This is a genomic window from Bradyrhizobium sp. LTSP885 (assembly GCF_000938305.1).
In the GTDB taxonomy this organism is placed as follows: Bacteria; Pseudomonadota; Alphaproteobacteria; order Rhizobiales; family Xanthobacteraceae; genus Bradyrhizobium.
Genome location: NZ_JYMT01000021.1, coordinates 387,605 through 406,346, shown reverse-complemented (window position 1 = coordinate 406,346; position 18,742 = coordinate 387,605). Strand labels below are relative to the sequence as shown.

Genomic DNA, 18,742 nt, shown 5'->3' with positions numbered 1-18,742 from the left:
CGACCGGGCTTGGGCTTACCGAAATTTTAGGAACTTTTCCGGGCGGGATTTAGGCAGATGCTGCCCTGCGGCAATCCGCACCGCCTTAGTTTGCGCGCGGCGTTTTCCCGACTAACATGGGCCGACCAACCAGCCAGAAGGCAGGGGCGGCCATGACGATCGAAAAGTGCATCAATGAATTTGATGTCGATGACGTCATTTTTGAGGAGGGCTCGACCGGGCGCGAGCTTTTTGTCGTGCTCGACGGCCAGGTCGACATCGCCAAAATCAATGGCGGAAACAAGACGGTCATCGTCAGCCTCGGCAAGGGCGAATTCTTCGGCGAGATGGCGGTCATCGACGGCTCGTCGCGCTCCGCTACCGCCATCGCCGCCGCGCCTCACACCAGGGTGATGCGGATCAACCACGCCCGCTTCGTCTATCTCGTCAGCCAGCAGCCGGCGTTCGCGCTGATGATCATGGACGCGCTGTCGAAGCGCCTGCGCGCTTCCAACGCCGTCGTCTACCGGGCGGCGGCCAACCCATGAGCGAGCGCCGGCCGAGCCCGTTCAAGACGCTGTTCGACACCGACGTCGCGACGCTGATCCAGGCGGCCGAGGACGTCTACCAGATCCGCTTCAAGAACCGCGCCGCGAACGCCTATCTGGTGCGCGGCAGCAGGCGAACGATCATGATCGACGTCGGCCTGTCGAGCAATTATCCGCACCTCACCGCCTGCCTCGATCATGTCGGGGTGACACCCGACATGATCGACATGGTGGTGCTGAGCCACGAGCATCTCGATCATATCGGGGCCGCCTATCATTTCCACGGCCGCTCCTTTATCGCCGCGCACCGGCTCGCCGCCAACAAGATCATGCTGCGCGACGACTTCTCGATGCTGCGCAAGATGTTCAACGAGCCGAACGTGCCTGTTGATATCGACATCTGGCTCGAGGAAGGCAACCTGATCGACCTCGGCAATTTCCGCCTCAACGTGATGTACACGCCCGGCCACACCTCGGCCTGTATCACGCTGTTCGAGCAGGACCGGGGACTGCTGTTCGCCGCCGACACACTGATGCCCGGCGGCGTGATGGGCGGCGTGTTCGGCTCCGGCTCGATCGCCGACTATATCCAGTCGCTGGAGCGGCTGAAGGGACTGAACGCGAAGATCCTGCTGTCAGGCCACGGCCGGCTGTCCGACACGCCGCAGGACGACGTGCGGATCGCATTGCAGCGCTCGCACGCGCTGCTCGACGACACCGCGCAACTGTTCGACGCGCTCGACGCGCGCTCGAATTTCGAGCCGATCATGCAGTCGGTACGGGACCTCAACAAGCTCGACGATTGACGTTCGTTCTCCATTTGACAAATCCGCGCGCGGCCTGTTCAACAGCATCAACAACACCAAGAAACAGGGAGCGAGGACCATGAAGCTTTACGACTCGATCGGGCCGAACCCGCGCATCGTGCGGATGTTCATGGCGGAAAAGAGCATCGAGATTCCCACGCAAGCCGTCGATCTTCGCAAGGGCGAAAACCGCGAGGAGGCGCATCTGCAGCGCAACCCGCACGGCCAGATGCCGGCGCTCGAGCTCGACGACGGCGGCTATCTCTCCGAGATCACGGCGATCTGCGAATATCTCGAGGAGAAGCACCCTTCGCCCGCGATGATCGGCGCGACGCCGGAAGAGCGCGCCGCGTGCCGGATGTGGACCCGCCGTGTCGACCTCAACATCGCCGAGCCGCTTGCCAATGGCTACCGCTTCGGCGAGGCGCTGAAGTTCTTCGAGAAGCGCATTCCAGTTGCGCCCGAGGCCTCGCCGGGGCTGAAGATGATCGCGGCCAACCGCATCAAATGGCTCAATGACCAGATGGCCGATGGCCGTCAGTATATCTGCGGCCAGCGCTTCACCCTCGCAGACATGCTGCTCTATTGCTGGCTCGATTTCGGCAATCAGGTCGGCCAGCCGCTGGACCAGTCCAACACCAATATCGTAGCGTGGTTCAACCGCGTCGGCGAACGGCCGTCGGTCAAGGCGTAGACGTCTGATCGCCCGACCTTACCACGCCAGGTAACAAGCCCCGGGGCGGAGCCAGCCGTCACCGATAGAGAAGGACAAACGGATGCAAGCCGAAGCCGTGAAAGCTGAAGCTCTGGCGCAGATGCGCCGCCGCGTCGTGATCTCCTCGACGATCGGCAATGCGCTGGAGTGGTTCGACTTCACGGTGTTCGGCCTGTTCGCGGGCATCCTGAGCAAGCTGTTCTTTCCGGCGGATAATCCGAACTCGTCGCTGCTGCTGACCTTCGCCACCTTCGGCATCGCCTTCGCGGCGCGGCCCTTGGGCGGCCTGGTGTTCGGGCTCTACGCCGACAAGCACGGCCGCAAGAAAGCGCTGGTCGTGATGATCTCGCTGATGGCTGTCGGCACCGGTCTGCTCGGCCTGCTGCCGACCTATGGCGCGATCGGCATCGCGGCGCCGCTGCTGTTGCTGCTGGCGCGCCTGATCCAGGGCTTTTCCGCCGGCGGAGAATTCGGCAGCGCCAGCGCCATGCTGATCGAATTCGCGCCGCCCGGCCGGCGCGGCTTTTACGGCGCATTCCAGATGGTCTCGCAAAACCTCGCATTCGCCATCGGTGCTGCCATGGCGATCAGCCTGAATTTCAGTCTCTCCCCGGACGCCTTTGCGAGTTGGGGTTGGCGCGTGCCGTTCATCCTCGGCATCCTGATCGGGCCGACCGGATGGTACCTGCGCCAGCGCTGTGACGAATCTCCCGAATTCCAGGCCTATCTCGCCGAAAAGGCGGCATCCGCGCAGCCGGCGAGGAAGACCACCCTCGGCCAATTGTTCTCCGAATACCCGCGTGAATTGATCGCGTCGTTCTGCCTGATCGCTGCCGGCACGGCGATCAACTACGTCAATGCGATCTTTCTGCCGACCTATGCGGTCGCCGAGCTGAAATTGCCGATACTTAACGCGCAGATGGGGCTGCTATTCCTAAGCCTCGGCAATGCCGCGATCGCGATGGCCTCCGGTGCCCTCTCCGACCGGATCGGCCGCCGCGCGGTGCTCATTCCGTCGCTGATCATCTACGCCGTGTTGTTCTATGTGATGTTGCAGCGGCTTGTCGCCGAGCCGACGACCACGAACCTCTGGCAAATGCAGATCGTGGCCGTGTTCCTTGGCACGTTGGCGGGGCCGATGCCGGCATTCATGACCGAAATCTTCCCGGTCGGCGTGCGCTCCACCGGTGCGTCACTGATGTACAATCTCGCGGTGATGTTGTTCGGCGGGCTTGCACCCTTCATCAACACCTGGCTGGTGCAAACGACCGGCGACAAGGCTGCCCCCGTCTACTACATCTTCTTCGCTGCTGCGGTGGGCCTCGTCGGCTTGTCTGCCTACCGGGCGCGAACATCCGGGGCCGGAACCGCGCCTGCGCCCGCGCTATCGCCGTGAAAAGCAAAAGCGTCCTTCGGGACGCGCATGCAACTAGATCACCACCGGCTTGTCCGGAAGTTCGTTCGAGCCGCCGGCGACGTGCGGGAAGTATTTTGCCAGCTTCCGTGACGCAGCTGCGATGCCCTTGATCACACCTTGCTCGAACTGGCCTGATCTAAAATCCGCTTCCATCGCGCGGCAGATCGCTTCCCAGCCCGCAGCGCCGACCTTCGCGTCGATGCCGCGGTCGGCGACGATCTCGACGTCGCGATCGGCGAGCAGCAGATAGATCAGGACACCGTTGTTGTGATGGGTGTCCCAAATGCGCAAATGCGAGAACACGTCGACGGCCCGCTCCCGCGCCGGCTGGTCGCGGAACAGTGCCGCGCCGTCGAGCGCGCCCTCGACGACGAAACGGATCTGACCGGAATGGGTGGCCTCACCCGCCTTGATCGCCTGCTCGATCGCATCGAGCACGCGTGGCGGAAAATCACGCCGCACCCGCCAACGGTGTTCGAGCAGATGCTTGCCGATACGCTTGATGCCCATATCTACCAGCTCCCCGAAGCGCCGCCGCCACCGAAGCTACCGCCTCCGCCGCTGAAGCCGCCGCGGCTGCTTGAACTGCCGCCGGACCAGGAACCGCCGCTGTAACCACCGCCTGACCAGCCGCCTCCCCTGCCGCGACCGCCCGACGACGGCGCGGTGGCGGCGTCACTGAACATCACGAACACCGATGCGACCAGTCCCGCGAGGATCGCCACGATGGGTGAGCCGATCATGACCCAGGCAATCAGCGTGACCAGACCGCCTGATACGGCCGAGCCGAGCAGCCGGCCCAGCATCCGTCGTATCAGGCCGCCGAACAGCAAAACCGGGATGAGGAGAAACGGATTGAAGATGTCGGACGGATCGAAGGACGCCGACGGCTTCCAATGCGGCGGCTCCGGCACCGGCAGTTGCTCGCCATTGATCAGGCGGATCATCCGGTCGACGCCGGCTGATATGCCGCCGGCGAAATCGCCCTCCTTGAACTTCGGCGCGATATCCTCGCTGATGATGCGGTGGGTGACGACGTCGCTCAGCACGCCCTCAAGGCCGTAGCCGACCTCGATGCGCAGATGGCGGTCATTCTTGCCGACGACGAGCAGCGCGCCGTCGTCGACCTTCTTGCGCCCGATCTTCCAGGCTTCGGCAACGCGAATCGAGAACTGCTCGATGGCCTCATCGCCCGTGGTCGGCACGATCAGCACCGCGACCTGGGCACCCTTGCGCGTCTCCAGATCCTTCAGCTTCCCGTCGAGCGAGGCGATATCGCTCGCGGACAGCGTCCCGGTCTGGTCGACGACGCGGCCGGTCAACTGTGGTACCGCGACCTGGGCCAGCGTCGGGCAAACCAAGCCCAGCAGGAAGGCAAACAGGACGACGCGGACGGCGGTCATCGCAGGCGGACGCACCACCGCTACTTCGACGGCGCCGGCGCCGGATTGAAATCGACCTTCGGCGCAGTCGAAATCTCCTTCTCATTGTCGACCGTGAAGTTGGCCTTCTCCTTGTAGCCGAACACCATCGCGGTCAGATTGTTCGGGAAGGTGCGGATACCGACATTGTAGTCCTGCACCGCCTTGATGTAGCGGTTCCGCGCGACCGTGATGCGGTTCTCGGTGCCTTCGAGCTGCGCCATCAGGTCGTGGAACAACGCGTCCGATTTGAGCTGCGGATAATTTTCGGTCACGACCAGCAACCGCGACAGCGCGCTGGAAAGCTCTCCCTGCGCCTGGGTGAATTTCTGAAACGTGGCCGGGTCGTTGACCAACTCAGGCGTGGCCTGGATGCTGCCGACTTTGGCGCGCGCATTGGTGACGCCGAGCAGCACGTCCTTCTCCTGCTGCGCAAAGCCCTTCACCGAGTTGACCAGGTTGGGCACGAGGTCGGCCCGCCGCTGGTACTGGTTCACCACCTCCGACCAGCTCGACTTGACCTGTTCGTCGTTGGTCTGGATCGCGTTGTAGCCGCAATTGGTCAGGCTCAACGTCGCCAGCGCTGCCAGCACGGTCCAAAGCTTGCGCATGAAAGTCCTCCCGGTGGAATTCTGCGGCACCGTATCAGATCGTCTTCGCCGGGTAATCCCGTGTGGCGGTTTACGCCCGCATTTTTGGCGGCGATAGCCCTTGCTTATCTCTCTTCCCCCCGTTCATCATGCCGAAAAATCGATCCCGGGAGGATCCATGACCTCAGAGCAATTCGAGACTGTTGTTGTCGAGCGGCCGGAGCCTGCGATCGCGCGGATCGTGATGAACCGCCCCGAGGCGCGCAACGCCCAGAACCTGCAGATGACCTATGATCTCAACACCGCCTTCGACCGGGCGGTGCAGGACGACACAGTCAAGGTCATCATCCTCGCCGGCAACGGCCCGCATTTCTCCGCCGGCCACGATCTGCGGCCCGCTGGGAAGAACCAGGCGGGTGTCGATTTCCCGCCTGTCGGAAATTGGGGCGGCTTCGCCGAGCCGAACGCGCATGGCCGCTTCGCGCGCGAGCAGGAGATTTATCTGCAGATCACACGGCACTGGCGCAATCTCGCCAAGCCGACGATCGCGGAGGTGCACGGCAAATGCATCGCCGGCGGGCTGATGCTGGCCTGGGCCTGCGATCTCATCGTTGCCAGCAGTGACGCCGAGTTCTGCGATCCCGTGGTCACGATGGGGGTCTGCGGCGTCGAGTGGTTCGTGCATCCCTGGGAGTTGGGTGCACGCAAGGCCAAGGAGATGTTGTTCACCGCAGACAGCTGGAGCGCCGACGAGGCGCATCGGCTCGGCATGGTCAATCACGTGGTGCCGCGCGGCGACCTCTCCTCCTTCACGCTGGCGCTGGCGCGCAAGATCGCGACCAAGCCCGCCTTCGCGCTGAAGCTGAGCAAGGAAGCGGTCAATCGCACGGTCGACATCATGGGGCAGCCCGCCGCGATCGATCAGGCCTTCGCGTTGCATCAGCTCTGCCATGCACACAATCTTCAGGAATTCGGAATGGTGGTCGACCCCGCCGGTCTGCATCCCTCTGTCAGAAAAAACGCCAACGTAAAGTAGACCAGATGGACCTCACTCCCAGCGACGAGCAGCGCCTGCTGCGCGAAAGTGCCGACCGCTTCGTGGCGGAAACCTTTACAGGCGAGTATCGCAGGAAGGCGGTCAGCGATCCGCTCGGTTTCTCGCCCGCGATCTGGAAGCAGTTCGCCGACCTCGGTTGGCTCGCGCTGCCGATCGGCGAAGCCTATGGCGGGCTCGGCGGTGGCGCGATCGAGATCGGAATTTTGATGGAAGCGTTCGGACGAGGACTGGTGTCCGAACCTTATCTCGCCACCGTCGTGATCGGCGCCGCGCTGGTCGGCCAATGCGGCAGCGAAGCGCAGAAGCAGTCGATCCTGCCCAAGGTAGCAGAAGGCAAGGTCTATCTCGCCTTCGCGCATTCGGAACGCGCAGCACGGTTCGATCTCTCACATGTCGAGACGACGGCCACGAAGACCGCCCACGGCTGGCGATTGAACGGCCACAAGACCGCGGTGCTCGACGGCGTAGCGGCCAACCAGATCATCGTCTCCGCCCGCATCGTCAACGCCAACGGCGTATCAGGCAAGCTCTGCCTGTTCCTGGTGCCCATTGATACGGCCGGTCTCACCTTGCGCGACTACGCGCGGCTCGGCGGCGGGCGCGGCTGCAGCCTCGATCTCAACGACGTGCAGCTTCCGGCCGACGCCCTGCTCGGCGACGGCAGCGATGCGCTGCCTGCGATCGAGGCCGTGGTCGACCGCGCGATGGCCGCGCTCGGCGCCGAAGCCGTCGGCATCATGCAGACGCTGCTCGACACCACGCTCGAATATACCAAGATCCGAAAACAGTTCGGCCGGCCGCTGTCGGCCAACCAGGTGATCCGCCATCGCCTCGCTGACATGGCGATGCAGTGCGACGAGGCGCGCTCGATGGCATTGCGTGCCGCGTTGATGGCCGATGCCGAGCCTGTGGCACGCAGCCGTGCGGCGTCGGGCGCGAAAGCCAAGATCGGCAAATGCGCCCGCTTCATCGCCGAGCAGTCGGTGCAACTGCACGGCGCCATGGGCGTCACCGAGGAGCTCGACATCGGCGCCTATTTCAAGCGGCTGCTCGCGTTCGACACGCTGTTCGGCGGCAGCGCCCATCATTATCGCCGCCACGCCGCCTTGAGCGGCCGTGCGCAGACGTAACGGAGAGCGCCACATGGATCTCACCTTCAACGCCGAGGAACGCGCCTTCGAGCAGGACGTCCGCGACTTCATCGCCGCCAATCTGACGCCGGAGATGAAACGCGCCACCGCGCTCACGCCGTCAGTCTTCTCCGACCCCGATATCGGCATGGCCTGGCAACGTGCGCTGCACAGGAAAGGCTGGGGCGCGCCGGGCTGGCCGGCAGACCATGGTGGTCCGGACTGGACGTCGGCGCAGCGCTGGATCTTCGAAGCCGAATCCGCCCGCGCCGGCGTGCCCAATGTCAACGTGATGGGCGTGAAGATGGTCGGCCCCGTCATCATCGGCTTCGGCTCGCCCGAGCAGAAGAATTTTTATCTGCCGCGAATCCTCTCCGGCGAGGACTATTGGTGCCAGGGTTATTCCGAGCCGGGCTCGGGCTCCGATCTGTCGTCGCTGAAGACCCGCGCGGTGCGCGACGGCGACGACTACATCATCAACGGCACAAAAATCTGGACCACGCATGCGCATCACGCCAACCGCATGTTCGCGCTGGTGCGGACCAATGAGGGCGAACGGCAGCAGGACGGCATCAGCTTTATTCTGATCGACATGAAGAGTCCGGGCATCACCACGCGCCCGATCCTGACCATCGGCGGCGATCACGAGGTGAACCAGGTGTTCTTCGACGACGTCCGCGTTCCCGTGGCCAACCGCGTCGGCGAAGAGGGAAAGGGCTGGACTTACGGTAAATACCTGCTCGAATTCGAGCGCGGCTCCGGCATCGCGTCGGCAAAACTGCGCGACGCGCTGAAGACGATCGCAGACCTTGCGGCATCAGATGTCACCGGCCGCGCCATCGACGATCCCGATATCGCGCTGCGGATGTCGGAGGTCGAGGTCGATATCGATGCGCTTGAGATGACCGAGCTGCGGGTGCTGTCGGCGCTGCAGACCGGGCAGAACCCTGGCGCGGTGTCGTCGCTGATCAAACTGCGGGTCAGCGAAATCCGCCAGGCGGTGACGCGGCTTGGCGTCGACGTGATCGGCAATGACGGACTCGCGGTCGAGCCGTCGCGGCCGTTTTATAGACTGAACCACGAGCCGGTGATCCCTGAGGAATTGCTGCCGGTGGTGCCGGAATATCTCAACGGGCGGGCGTATACGATCTTCGGCGGATCGTCGGAGATCCAGCGCGATATCATCGCGAAGATGGTGTTAGGGCTATAGCTCTCTCCGTCATTCCGGGGCGCGACGAAGTCGCGAGCCCGGAATCCATTTCACCCCGGAACATGCGGCCCGATGGATTCCGGGCTCATCGCTGCGCGATGCCCCGGAATGACGAGTGGAGAGAGCGGAAGCGCTACGCCGCCTGCGCCTTCGCCTCACGGATCGCCTGCCAGATCTTTGACGGCGTCAGCGGCGTGTTCAACTGCGTGATTCCGAGTTCGCTCAGCGCATCCATCACGCCGTTGGTGATGCAGGGTGGGCCGCCGATCGCGCCCGACTCGCCGCAACCCTTTGCGCCGAGTGGATTGGTCTTGCACGGCGCAGAATCATCGAGCGTCACAGTGATCGGCGGGATGTCGTCGGCACGCGGGATGCAATAGTCCTGATAGCTCGCGGTCAGAAGCTGGCCTTCCTCGCTATAGGCTACGCCTTCGTACAGCGCCTGACCGATGCCCTGGGCAACGCCGCCATGCACTTGGCCTGTCACCAGCAGCGGATTGACGGCGACGCCGACGTCGTCGACCGTGGTGTAGCGCACCACCTTGGTGACGCCGGTCTCGGGATCGATCTCGACCTCACAGATGTGAGTGCCGTTCGGCCAGCTCGGCCCGTCGACCTCGCCCTCGCTGTCAACCGAGAGTTTGGCGCCGTCTTCCTTCTTCGCGATCTCGAACAGGCTGATCCGTCGGTCGGTACCGACCACGGTGAGGAAGCCGTCGCGGTACTCGATGTCCTGGACGGACGCTTCCAGCAGGTTGGAGGCCTTGTCGCGCGCCTTGTTGATCATGTCGTTAGAGGAGACCGCGACCGCGGTGCCGCCGACGAACAGCGAGCGCGAGCCGACGCTGCCGAAGCCGGTGGCCAGATCCGTGTCGCCCTGGATCACGTCGATCCGGTCCATCGGAATGCCGAGCGTATCAGAGACCATCTGGGTGTAGGTGGTCGCCAGTCCCTGCCCCATCGCCATGGTGCCGGAATGCAGCACGACGCGGCCTTCGGCGGTGGCGTGCAGCGAGACCTTCTCGGTGTGGGCGCGGCCGCCGGTCCATTCGATGTAGCTGGTGAGGCCGCGGCCATAGAGCAGGCCCTTCTTCTTCGCCGCCTTCTTGCGCGCGGCAAAACCGTTCCAGTCGGCGAGGTCGGAGGCGCGCTCCAGCATGTGCGCGAAGGCGCCGGAATCGTACACCTGGCCGACCGCATTGGTGTAGGGCAGCTGCGCCGGCTTGATGTAGTTCACCTTGCGGAGGGCGCGCGGATCCATCCCGATTTGGCGCGCGGCCGCGTCGAACAAACGCTCGACGATGAAGACCGCTTCAGGCCGCCCCGCGCCGCGATAGGCGCCGACCGGGGCGGTGTTGGTCATCACCGACTTCACCTCGAAATGCACCAACGGCAGGTCGTAGACGCCGGTCTGCACGAACGGCCCAAGCACCAAGGGGATGATGTTCGCCGTGCCGGACGAATAGGCCCCGGTGCCGCCGATCGAGCGCACGCGATAGGCCAGCACGCGGCCCTTGGCGTCGAGCGCGAGTTCGCCGGTTGAGGTGAGATCGCGGCCATGGGTGCCGCCGACGAACTCGTCGGTGCGGTCGCCGCGCCAGCGGATCTTCTTGTTCAGTTTGGTCGCGGCATAGGCGACGATGCCGTCTTCGGGATAGAGGCTGGTCTTTTGGCCGAAGCCGCCGCCGATATCGCCGACCAGCACCCTCACGCTCTCTTTCGGCCGCTTCAGGATGGATTCCGCGAGCAGGTCGCGGGTCGATCCGGGCGTCTGCGACTGCACATGCAGGATCAGCCGCCCGGTTGTCTTCTCGATCTCCGCGATCGTCGAGCGCGGCTCCATCGCCGACGGCACCAGCCGCTGGCTGACCAGGTCGAGCGACACCCTATGGGCGGCGTTGGAGAAGGCCTCCTCGACCTTGGCGGCGTCGCCATAGCTCATCGCGGCCACGATGTTGTCGGGCGCCTCCGGCCAGACCACGGGCGCGCCTGATTTGATCGCCTCGACGGGGTCGACCACCGAGGGCAGCATCTCATAGTCGATCTCGATCGCTTCGGCCGCCGTCTGTGCCAGCACGCGCGACGTCGCGACCACGGCCACCACCCCCTCGCCGGCATAGCGCACCACCTCATGCGCCAGCAGGCGACGCGGCGGCACGCTCATCGGCTTGCCGTCGGGCCGCTTGAAGATCGCGAGCGTCGGCAGCGTGCCGATATCGTCCTTGACTAGGTCGGCACCGGTATAGATCGCCTCGACGCCGGGCATCTCCAGCGCCGCTTTGGCATCGATCGATGTGATGTTGGCGTGGGCATGCGGCGAGCGCAGCACGTGCAGCCAGAGCGCGCCGTCCTCCGGCTTGTCGTCGATGAAATGGCCCTTCCCGGTGAGCAGCCGCTGGTCTTCCAGACGCTTGACCGGCTGGCCCGCACCAAAACGCATATTGCCGGGAAGAATGTTCATCAGTGGGTCCTTGAGATTGCGAGATTTGGCGGGTTTTAGCGGATTTTCGGGGCGTGACAACGCATAGCCGTCATTCCGGGGCGATGCGTTGCATCGAACCCGGAATCTCGAGATTCCGGGTTCGATGCGCGCCCCGGAATGACGAGACTGTGAGCGCCCCATGCAACGCGCAAGCCAACCCTAGCTGAGGTCGCTCAGCGCCGCCTCGACCACCTTGCGCTGCTCGGCCGAGAGCGGCGCCTGCGGCGGCACGGGGTCGCCGACGTCGTAGCCCTGGATCGACAGCCCGGCCTTGATGCAGGCGGCGAGATTGAAGCGGGCAAAGGCCTCGTTGATGCGCCAGAGTTTTCGTTGCAAGACCATCGCCTCATCCCAGCGGGCACGGCGGGCGAGATTGTAGAGCTCGACGCTCTGCCGCGGGATGATGCAGGCCGGGCCTGCCATCCAGCCATGGCCGCCGATCAGCATCACGGCGGCCGGAATATGGGCTGAGGCCGAGAATACTTTGATGCTGTCGCCGCAGCGGTTCATGATCGACAGCAGCCGCCCGGTGTTGGTCGAGGCGTCCTTGATGTAGCCAATGCGCGGATGGGCGGCGAGCCGCGCGATGACGTCGAGCGTGAGGTCGGAGCGCTGGAAATTCGGATTGGTGTAGATCACGACGGGAATGTCGACCGCATCGGCAATGGCGCGGAAATAGGATTCCACCTGTTCATCGCCGACCGGGAAATACGCCTCCATGATCGCGAGGATGCCGTTGGCGCCGCGCTTCTGATAGGCCTTCGCCTGCGCCACGGCATCGGCCGTCGAGGTCGAGGCGACGCCGGCGACCACGGGCACGCGGCCCTGCGCGGCCTCGATCGTCGCCTGCACCACCGTCGCGCGCTGGGCGTTGTTGAGATAGGCGAACTCGCCAGTCGAGCCGAGCGGCGTCAGCCCATGCACGCCGGCCTTGATCAGATCATCGCATAGCCGGCCCAGCACCTCGGTGCGGATATGGCCGGCGGGATCGATCGGGGACACCAGATACGGAAAGACGCCGTGGAAATCAGCCATTTGCGAGCCTCGTGGACGGCGAGACATAGTCGGGATCGTGCGCAAAGGGAAGCGGCGCAAGGAAATGGCCCAGCCAACCGGAGGAGCCCGTCAACAGCACGCGCATGATATCAGCCCAGACCCCCGCGCCTTCAGAACACCTTGGCGATCGCGGCCCGCGCGTCGCCCTGGATCTGCTTCAGATGATCCGGCCCGCGAAAACTTTCGGCGTAGATCTTGTAGACATCCTCGGTACCGGACGGACGCGCGGCGAACCAGCCGGACTCGCTCTCGACCTTGATGCCGCCGAACGGCTGATCGTTGCCCGGCGCCTTGGTCCTGACCGCGCGCACGGGATCGCCGGCAAGCTGCGTCATGCTGAGCTGCTCCGGGCCAAGCGCTTTCAGCGCGCTCTTTTGTTTTGATGTCGCCGCAACATCGATGCGTTCGTAGTAGGGAACGCCGAGTTCGGCGGTCAGGTCTGCGAACAATTCGCTCGGATCGCGGCCGGTTTTTGCGATGATCTCCGCCGCCAGCAGACCGAGGATGATGCCGTCCTTGTCGGTGGTCCAGGCCGAGCCGTCTTGCTTCAGGAACGAAGCGCCCGCGCTCTCCTCGCCGGCAAAACCAAAGCCGCCGCTGCCGAGCCCCTCGACGAACCATTTGAAGCCAACCGGCGTCTCGACCAGCTTGCGGCCCAGCTTCTTGGCAACGCGGTCGATGATCGAGCTGCTCACAATCGTTTTGCCGATCGCTGCACTCCCGCTCCATTGTGGCCGGTGCGCGAACAGATAGGCGATGGCGGTGGCGAGGAAGTGGTTCGGGTTCATCAGCCCGTTAGAGCGGGTCACGATGCCGTGGCGGTCGGCGTCGGTGTCGTTGGCAAAGGCGACGTCGAAGCGGTCGCGCATCCCGATCAGGCTCGCCATCGCATAGGGCGACGAGCAGTCCATCCGGATCTTGCCGTCCCAGTCCGCGGTCATGAAACGGAAAGTCGGATCGACGGCGTTATTGACGACGGTCGCATTGATCCCGTAGCGGGCGATGATCGGTTGCCAGTAATGCACCGCGGCGCCACCGAGCGGATCAATGCCGATCCTGACGCCGGCGGATTTGATCAACGCGAGATCGACGGTATTGCCGAGATCAGCGACGTAAGGTGTGACGTAGTCGTGCAGATGCGTCGTCGCCGCCTTGCGCGCACGATCATACGGCATCCGGGCGACGCCCTTGAGACCGGCCTCGATATAGCGGTTGGCATTCTTCTCGACCACCCCGGTCACGTCGGTGTCAGCGGGCCCGCCATGCGGCGGATTGTATTTGTAGCCGCCGTCCTCGGGCGGATTGTGCGACGGTGTGATGACGACGCCATCCGCAAGCCCGGTGCTGCGCCCCTTATTATGGCTCAAGATCGCGTGCGAGATGACGGGCGTCGGCGTGTAGCCGGCCTGCGCGTCGATCATGATCTCGACGCCGTTGGCGGCAAACACTTCCACCGCGCTCACCAGCGCCGGCTCGGCAAGCGCGTGGGTGTCGATGCCGATGAACAGCGGCCCGGTCAGCCCGGCCTCGCGGCGATAGTCGCAGATCGCCTGCGTGGTAGCGAGGATGTGGTCTTCGTTGAAGGAATTCTTCAACGACGTGCCGCGATGGCCGGAGGTACCGAAGGCGACGCGCTGGGCGGGATCAGTAGCGTCGGGCTTGCCGGCGAAATACGCCGTGACCAGCCGTGGCACATTGGTGAGCGAGGCGGGATCGACGGGTTTGCCGGCGGCGGGATTTGGTGTCGTCACGTGACCTCCCAGAACAGATATCGCCGACCATTAGTACGAACGAGCAATGCCATCGGGTGCTACCATGATGGCTTGGTTCCAATCAAGCCAAGGGCATTTCGTTCCTTATTTCGTTCCTTGACCCGCTGCAGCAAAGCGCTACGACACGTCGATCTGCTTCACCTTCTCGCGGAGCTCGTCGACCAGCACCCGCTTGTTCTCGGTATAATCGATGGGAACCACGACGAGATGCACGCCGCCGCCGGCGAAGGCACGCTCCAGGGTCGGGACGATGGCTTCCGTGCTCTCGATCCGCGAGCCCTTGGCGCCGTAGCTCTCGGCGTATTTGACGAAATCCGGGTTGCCGAAGGTAAGCCCGAAATCGGGAAAATGATCGACGGCCTGCTTCCAGCGGATCATGCCGTAGGCGGAATCCTCCAGGATCAGGATCACGAGATTGAGCTTGAGTCTGACCGCGGTTTCCAGCTCCTGCGAATTCATCATGAAGCCGCCGTCGCCGCAGACCGCGAGCACCCGGTTCTTCGGATAGAGCATCGCCGCCATCATCGCCGACGGCAGGCCGGCGCCCATGGTCGCAAGCGCATTGTCGAGCAGCAGCGAGTTCGCCAGCAGCGTGCGGTAGTTGCGCGCGAACCAGATCTTGTACATGCCGTTGTCGAGCGCGACGATGCCGTCCTCGGGAATGACCTGCCGCACGTCGTGCACGATGCGCTGTGGCGTCGGCGGCCAGCGGCCCTCGGTGGCGCGATCGCCGATCTTCGACAAAATACCTTCGCGCAGACTGACGAGCGCACTGGCGTGCGGGAGCTTTCCTTCGACCCTGTCAGCCAGCAGTTCGAGGCTCGGGCCAACGTCGCCGATGACCTCGCATTGCGGAAAGTAGACCTGCTCGACATTCGCCGCCGTGTAGCCGACATGGACGACCTGCGGTCCCTTCGGACCCATGATGAAGGGCGGCTTTTCGATCGTATCGTGACCGATCGCGATGATGAGGTCGGCGCGGTCGATCGCCTCGTGCACGTAGTCACGCTCGCTCAGCGCGGCGGTGCCCATGTACAGATTGGTGCCGCCGGACACCGTGCCCTTGCCCATCTGTGTCGTGAAGAACGGAATCCTGGTCCGCCGCACGAAGTCGCCGATGCCAGCCGTGCTGCGCGGACGCGACGCCGCAGCGCCGAGCATGATCAGCGGGCGTTGCGCCTTCAGGATCATCTCGGCGGCTCGGTCGAGCGCCGCCGCGTGCGCCACCGGGATCTCGATCGGATGCAGCGGGATCATCGCCAACGGCTCCGCCTCCTCGCGCGCGATATCCTCGGGAAGTTCGAGCAGCACCGGACCAGGCCGCTCCTGCGTCGCGAGCCGGAAGGCGTCGCGGACCAGCGTCGGAATGGTTGCGGCACTGACGATCTGCACCGACAGCTTGGTCAGCGGACGGAAGGTCGAGATGATATCGACGATCTGGAATTTGGCCTGCCGGCTGCTCAGAATGCCCTTCTGGCCGGTGATCATCACCATCGGCATCGCGCCGAGCAGCGCGTAGGCAGCGCCGGTCGTCAGGTTAAGCGCGCCGGGTCCGAGCGTGGTCAGGCAGACGCCGGGTTTTCCGGTCAGGCGGCCATAGGTCGCGGCCATGAAGGCCGCAGGCTGTTCGTGGCGAGTGACGATCAGCTTGATCGAGGATTTGCGCAGACTCTCGACGACGTCGAGATTCTCCTCGCCGGGAACACCGAACACACGCTCCACACCCTCGTTCTCGAGAGCAGCGACCAGCAGATCAGAGCCTTTAACCATCTTAGCCTCGCAGGTGTGATTGCATGCTGCCGGCCGAGCATAGCCGTATCGCACGCCGTCGGGGAGTCCTTCGGGGCATCAAGGCTTGTGCGCTCCGATCCAGGTAGCGACCAGGGGCAGCACGCGCGCCTGGAGATCGCCCGAGATCGCGATCGCTTCCAGCGCCCTTGCCACCGTCAGCCGCCCGCCGCTGGTCGATTGCGCCGGGGCAAAGGCGGCAAGCTCGGCGGCGTGGGCCGGATCGGTGAAATTGGTCATGAAGTTGGGGACGAACTGATCGCGGAAGTTCGGTCCCTGCTTCGCCAGCAGCGCATCATAATTCTTCTGGATGAAATCCCAGGCGAGTTGCGGCTGCTCGCCTGCGGATGCAACCGTGCCGATCATGCCTGACACGATGGTGTCGGGCAACTCGCCGGTCAATGACAGTGACAGCGTCGCCCGTGCCAGTTCGGCGTCGCGGGCGCTGGCGGCGGCAAGATAATAGCGCAGCCGCTCATTGGTGACCGTGCTCTTGCGCGCGAGCGCCAGCAGCGTGTCGTAGGTCGTCCGGTCGGCGGTAACCCCGACGATGTGGGTGACAGCGTCGCGCAACGCGTTCGGCAGCGAGTTGGGATCCACGAGGAAGGCGGCGAACCGCCGCTTGGCCTCGGCGATAACAGCCTCGTCGCCGAGATTGCCAAGCGTCGAGATCAGGCTTGCGCGCAGCAGCGCGGTATCGTCGTCGGCTGAGCCTCCGCCGTCCCATCCGAGCCGGTCGAACACCGGACGCAGCTTCGCGCGCGCATAGGCCTGGATCGCTGGCCGCTCGGCCTGATCGCGAGACAGGCGGTTGAGCGCGGCAAACGATGAGATCACCTGGTCCCATACGGCGCGGTGGTCACCCGCATCGAGCGCGTCGAGCAGCGCGAGATAGGACGATGGCTCGGCGCGGCCGGCCTGCACCAGCGCCCAGCTGTCGGTGACGATGTTGAGCCGGTCGTCGACCGGCATTTGCGCGAGCGCGTTGAGCAGCGCCGCGCGGTTCTTTGGACCGTACTCGACCCGGCAATAGCCGATGTCGCCGAGATTGACCTTGATCGCGTCGCCGCATGCGCCGGCCGGGATGTCGGCGTTGCCCTGCAGCAGGATTTCCGCAAAGGGCTTGCCCTGCGCCGGCCCGACCGCCACCGGGATTTGCCAGCTGTGTGCCGGCAACGGCGCCCCGTTCGCCGGCACAATCGCGAACCGATCCTGCCGCAAGGTCAAGCGCTGCGAGGTTCCGGCGCACTCGGTCTCGGCTACCACCAGCGGCACGCCATCCTGCTCGGTGAAGGATGCGGCCACGCCCGTGATCCGCTTGCCGGCGGCGCTTTCGAGCGCCTGCCAGAGATCGGTGGTGGTTGAGTTGCTGTAGGCATGCGCGGCCATATATTTGCGGATGCCGTCGCGGAACGGCTGCTCGCCGAGATAAGTCTCCAGCATGCGGATCAGCGCCTGGCCCTTGTTGTAGGTAATGGCGTCGAACGCCGTGACCGCCTCGCTGTGATCGGCGATCGGCTGCTGGATCGGATGCGAGGTGCGGCGCGCGTCGAGCGCCATGGCAAACTGCTTGGCGCCATAGCCGTTCAGCCAGTTCTGCCATTGCGGATAGAAACGTTCGGACGCCTTGGTCGACATCCAGCTGGCAAAACCTTCATTGAGCCAGAGATTGTCCCACCACGCCATGGTGACGAGATCACCAAACCACATATGCGCCATCTCATGCGCGATGATGCCGAAGATGCCGCGCCGCGCGGTCTCCGCATTGGTCGCGGGATCGAACAGCAGCCTACTCTCGAAGAAGGTGATGCCGCCCCAATTCTCCATCGCCCCGCCGAACCCGCCGGGCACCGCGATCAGGTCGAGCTTCGGCAGTGGGTACTTCACCCCGAAATAGTCGTTGTAGTAACCGAGCAGCTTCACCGCGCTGTCGAGCGCAAACCGGCCCTGCTCGCTCTTGCCTTCCGTTGTGACGACGCCGACCGTCACGCCATCGGCATCCGCCGTGACACGCTCAAGCTCACCAACGGTAAGCACAAAGAGATAGCTCGACATTTTGGGTGTCGGCACGAAGGCGACCTTCTTGAGATTGTCGGCAGCCGGCTGCTCGTTTGCGACCGGCATGTTGCCGACCGCCATCAGGTTTTTCGGGATCACGACGGTCAGCGCAAAGGACGCCTTGAACGCCGGCTCATCCCAGCACGGAAAGATCCGGCGGGCATCGGCGGGCTCCAGTTTGCTCGAGATCAGCCGCTTCGTGCCGGCCTTGGTCGGATAGTCGACCGCGAACAGGCCGGAGCCGAACTTGTTGATCTGCGCCGTGAAGGCGATGCGAAGCCTGTGCCGGCCCGTCGCGAGCGGCTGCGCAAAGGTCAGCGTCGCGGTTTGCGCGGTGGGATCGGTCACAACCGTCCCACGCTGCGCGCTGTCATCGACGCTGACATCGCCAAACGTCGCGTTGACCGCGTTCAGCGTCACCTGAGCGGTCGGCTCGCGCACCTCGACGTCGACGGTTTCGACACCGGGCAAGGCAAGGCTCGTGAAATCCGGCGTCAGTTCGATCGCATAGCTCACGGGGATGACGGTTTTCGGCAGCTTTCCTGGCGTGCTGTCGAAGGAGAACGTCTGCTCGGCCCACGCGCCGGCGGGCATCGACAGCAGCGCGGCGGCCGCCATGGCAAGACGACACAGAAGCGCCTTTCGGAGGTGGTTTACAGGCTTGTTCATACCGCGCGACTCAAATGAGACTTCGAGGGATTCGAGTTCATCCC

15 protein-coding genes are annotated in these 18,742 nt (G+C 64.2%); 7 read left to right on the top strand and 8 right to left on the bottom strand.

Annotated elements, in window-relative coordinates; all coding sequences use genetic code 11:
- The first annotated feature begins 152 nt into the window (after positions 1-152).
- The 4 genes from UP09_RS15830 to UP09_RS15815 all read left to right on the top strand — a co-directional run bounded on the left by UP09_RS15830 (position 153) and on the right by UP09_RS15815 (position 3,444).
- Positions 153-527 carry a Crp/Fnr family transcriptional regulator gene (locus tag UP09_RS15830; RefSeq protein WP_044539091.1) on the top strand — a complete coding sequence of 125 codons (375 nt, stop codon included), beginning with the start codon at positions 153-155 and terminating at the stop codon, positions 525-527.
- Positions 524-1,333, top strand: coding sequence for an MBL fold metallo-hydrolase (locus UP09_RS15825; protein WP_044539090.1), 810 nt, complete (start codon positions 524-526; stop codon positions 1,331-1,333). The genes UP09_RS15830 and UP09_RS15825 overlap by 4 nt, the downstream gene beginning before the upstream one ends.
- 79 nt (positions 1,334-1,412) lie before the next feature.
- Positions 1,413-2,027 carry a glutathione S-transferase family protein gene (locus UP09_RS15820; RefSeq protein ID WP_044539089.1) on the top strand — a complete coding sequence of 205 codons (615 nt, stop codon included), beginning with the start codon at positions 1,413-1,415 and terminating at the stop codon, positions 2,025-2,027.
- Between the two features lie 82 nt (positions 2,028-2,109).
- Complete coding sequence (locus UP09_RS15815; protein ID WP_044539088.1) at positions 2,110-3,444, top strand: MFS transporter; 1,335 nt, start codon at positions 2,110-2,112, stop codon at positions 3,442-3,444.
- Between the two features lie 33 nt (positions 3,445-3,477).
- On the opposite strand, the gene UP09_RS15810 is transcribed toward UP09_RS15815, so the two are convergent.
- From UP09_RS15810 to UP09_RS15800, 3 genes are read right to left on the bottom strand one after another with little or no spacing between them, the layout of a single operon-like run.
- Positions 3,478-3,975 (bottom strand): TPM domain-containing protein, encoded by a 498-nt coding sequence (locus UP09_RS15810; protein WP_044539087.1) that lies wholly within the window; start codon positions 3,973-3,975, stop codon positions 3,478-3,480.
- A 2-nt stretch (positions 3,976-3,977) separates the two neighbouring features.
- A complete protein-coding gene (locus UP09_RS15805; protein ID WP_044539221.1) occupies positions 3,978-4,868 on the bottom strand; it encodes a TPM domain-containing protein in 891 nt (296 codons plus the stop codon).
- A 20-nt stretch (positions 4,869-4,888) separates the two neighbouring features.
- Complete coding sequence (locus UP09_RS15800) at positions 4,889-5,497, bottom strand: LemA family protein (RefSeq protein ID WP_044539086.1); 609 nt, start codon at positions 5,495-5,497, stop codon at positions 4,889-4,891.
- 157 nt (positions 5,498-5,654) lie between these two features.
- On the opposite strand from UP09_RS15800, the gene UP09_RS15795 reads away from it, so the two are divergent.
- The 3 genes from UP09_RS15795 to UP09_RS15785 are packed head-to-tail and all read left to right on the top strand — an operon-like array spanning position 5,655 to position 8,873.
- Positions 5,655-6,512 (top strand): enoyl-CoA hydratase, encoded by an 858-nt coding sequence (locus UP09_RS15795; RefSeq protein ID WP_044539085.1) that lies wholly within the window; start codon positions 5,655-5,657, stop codon positions 6,510-6,512.
- 5 nt (positions 6,513-6,517) lie between these two features.
- A complete protein-coding gene (locus UP09_RS15790; protein ID WP_044539084.1) occupies positions 6,518-7,663 on the top strand; it encodes an acyl-CoA dehydrogenase family protein in 1,146 nt (381 codons plus the stop codon).
- Between the two features lie 13 nt (positions 7,664-7,676).
- Complete coding sequence (locus UP09_RS15785; protein ID WP_044539083.1) at positions 7,677-8,873, top strand: acyl-CoA dehydrogenase family protein; 1,197 nt, start codon at positions 7,677-7,679, stop codon at positions 8,871-8,873.
- Between the two features lie 133 nt (positions 8,874-9,006).
- Here the strand turns inward: UP09_RS15785 and UP09_RS15780 are convergent, their stop codons facing one another.
- The 5 genes from UP09_RS15780 to UP09_RS15760 all read right to left on the bottom strand — a co-directional run bounded on the left by UP09_RS15780 (position 9,007) and on the right by UP09_RS15760 (position 18,698).
- Positions 9,007-11,334: a xanthine dehydrogenase family protein molybdopterin-binding subunit gene (locus tag UP09_RS15780; RefSeq protein ID WP_044539082.1), complete on the bottom strand. Its 2,328-nt coding sequence runs from the start codon at positions 11,332-11,334 to the stop codon at positions 9,007-9,009.
- 180 nt (positions 11,335-11,514) lie between these two features.
- A complete protein-coding gene (locus UP09_RS15775) occupies positions 11,515-12,390 on the bottom strand; it encodes a dihydrodipicolinate synthase family protein (RefSeq protein WP_044539081.1) in 876 nt (291 codons plus the stop codon).
- Between the two features lie 131 nt (positions 12,391-12,521).
- Positions 12,522-14,162, bottom strand: coding sequence for a phosphoglucomutase (alpha-D-glucose-1,6-bisphosphate-dependent) (gene pgm, locus UP09_RS15770; protein ID WP_044539080.1), 1,641 nt, complete (start codon positions 14,160-14,162; stop codon positions 12,522-12,524).
- A gap of 138 nt (positions 14,163-14,300) precedes the next feature.
- Positions 14,301-15,953, bottom strand: a complete 1,653-nt coding sequence (locus tag UP09_RS15765; protein ID WP_044539079.1) for an acetolactate synthase large subunit — start codon at positions 15,951-15,953, stop codon at positions 14,301-14,303.
- Between the two features lie 78 nt (positions 15,954-16,031).
- The gene (locus UP09_RS15760) at positions 16,032-18,698 is read right to left on the bottom strand and encodes a M1 family metallopeptidase (protein ID WP_044539078.1); all 2,667 of its coding nucleotides are present in this window, start codon (positions 18,696-18,698) and stop codon (positions 16,032-16,034) included.
- Positions 18,699-18,742: the final 44 nt, after the last annotated feature.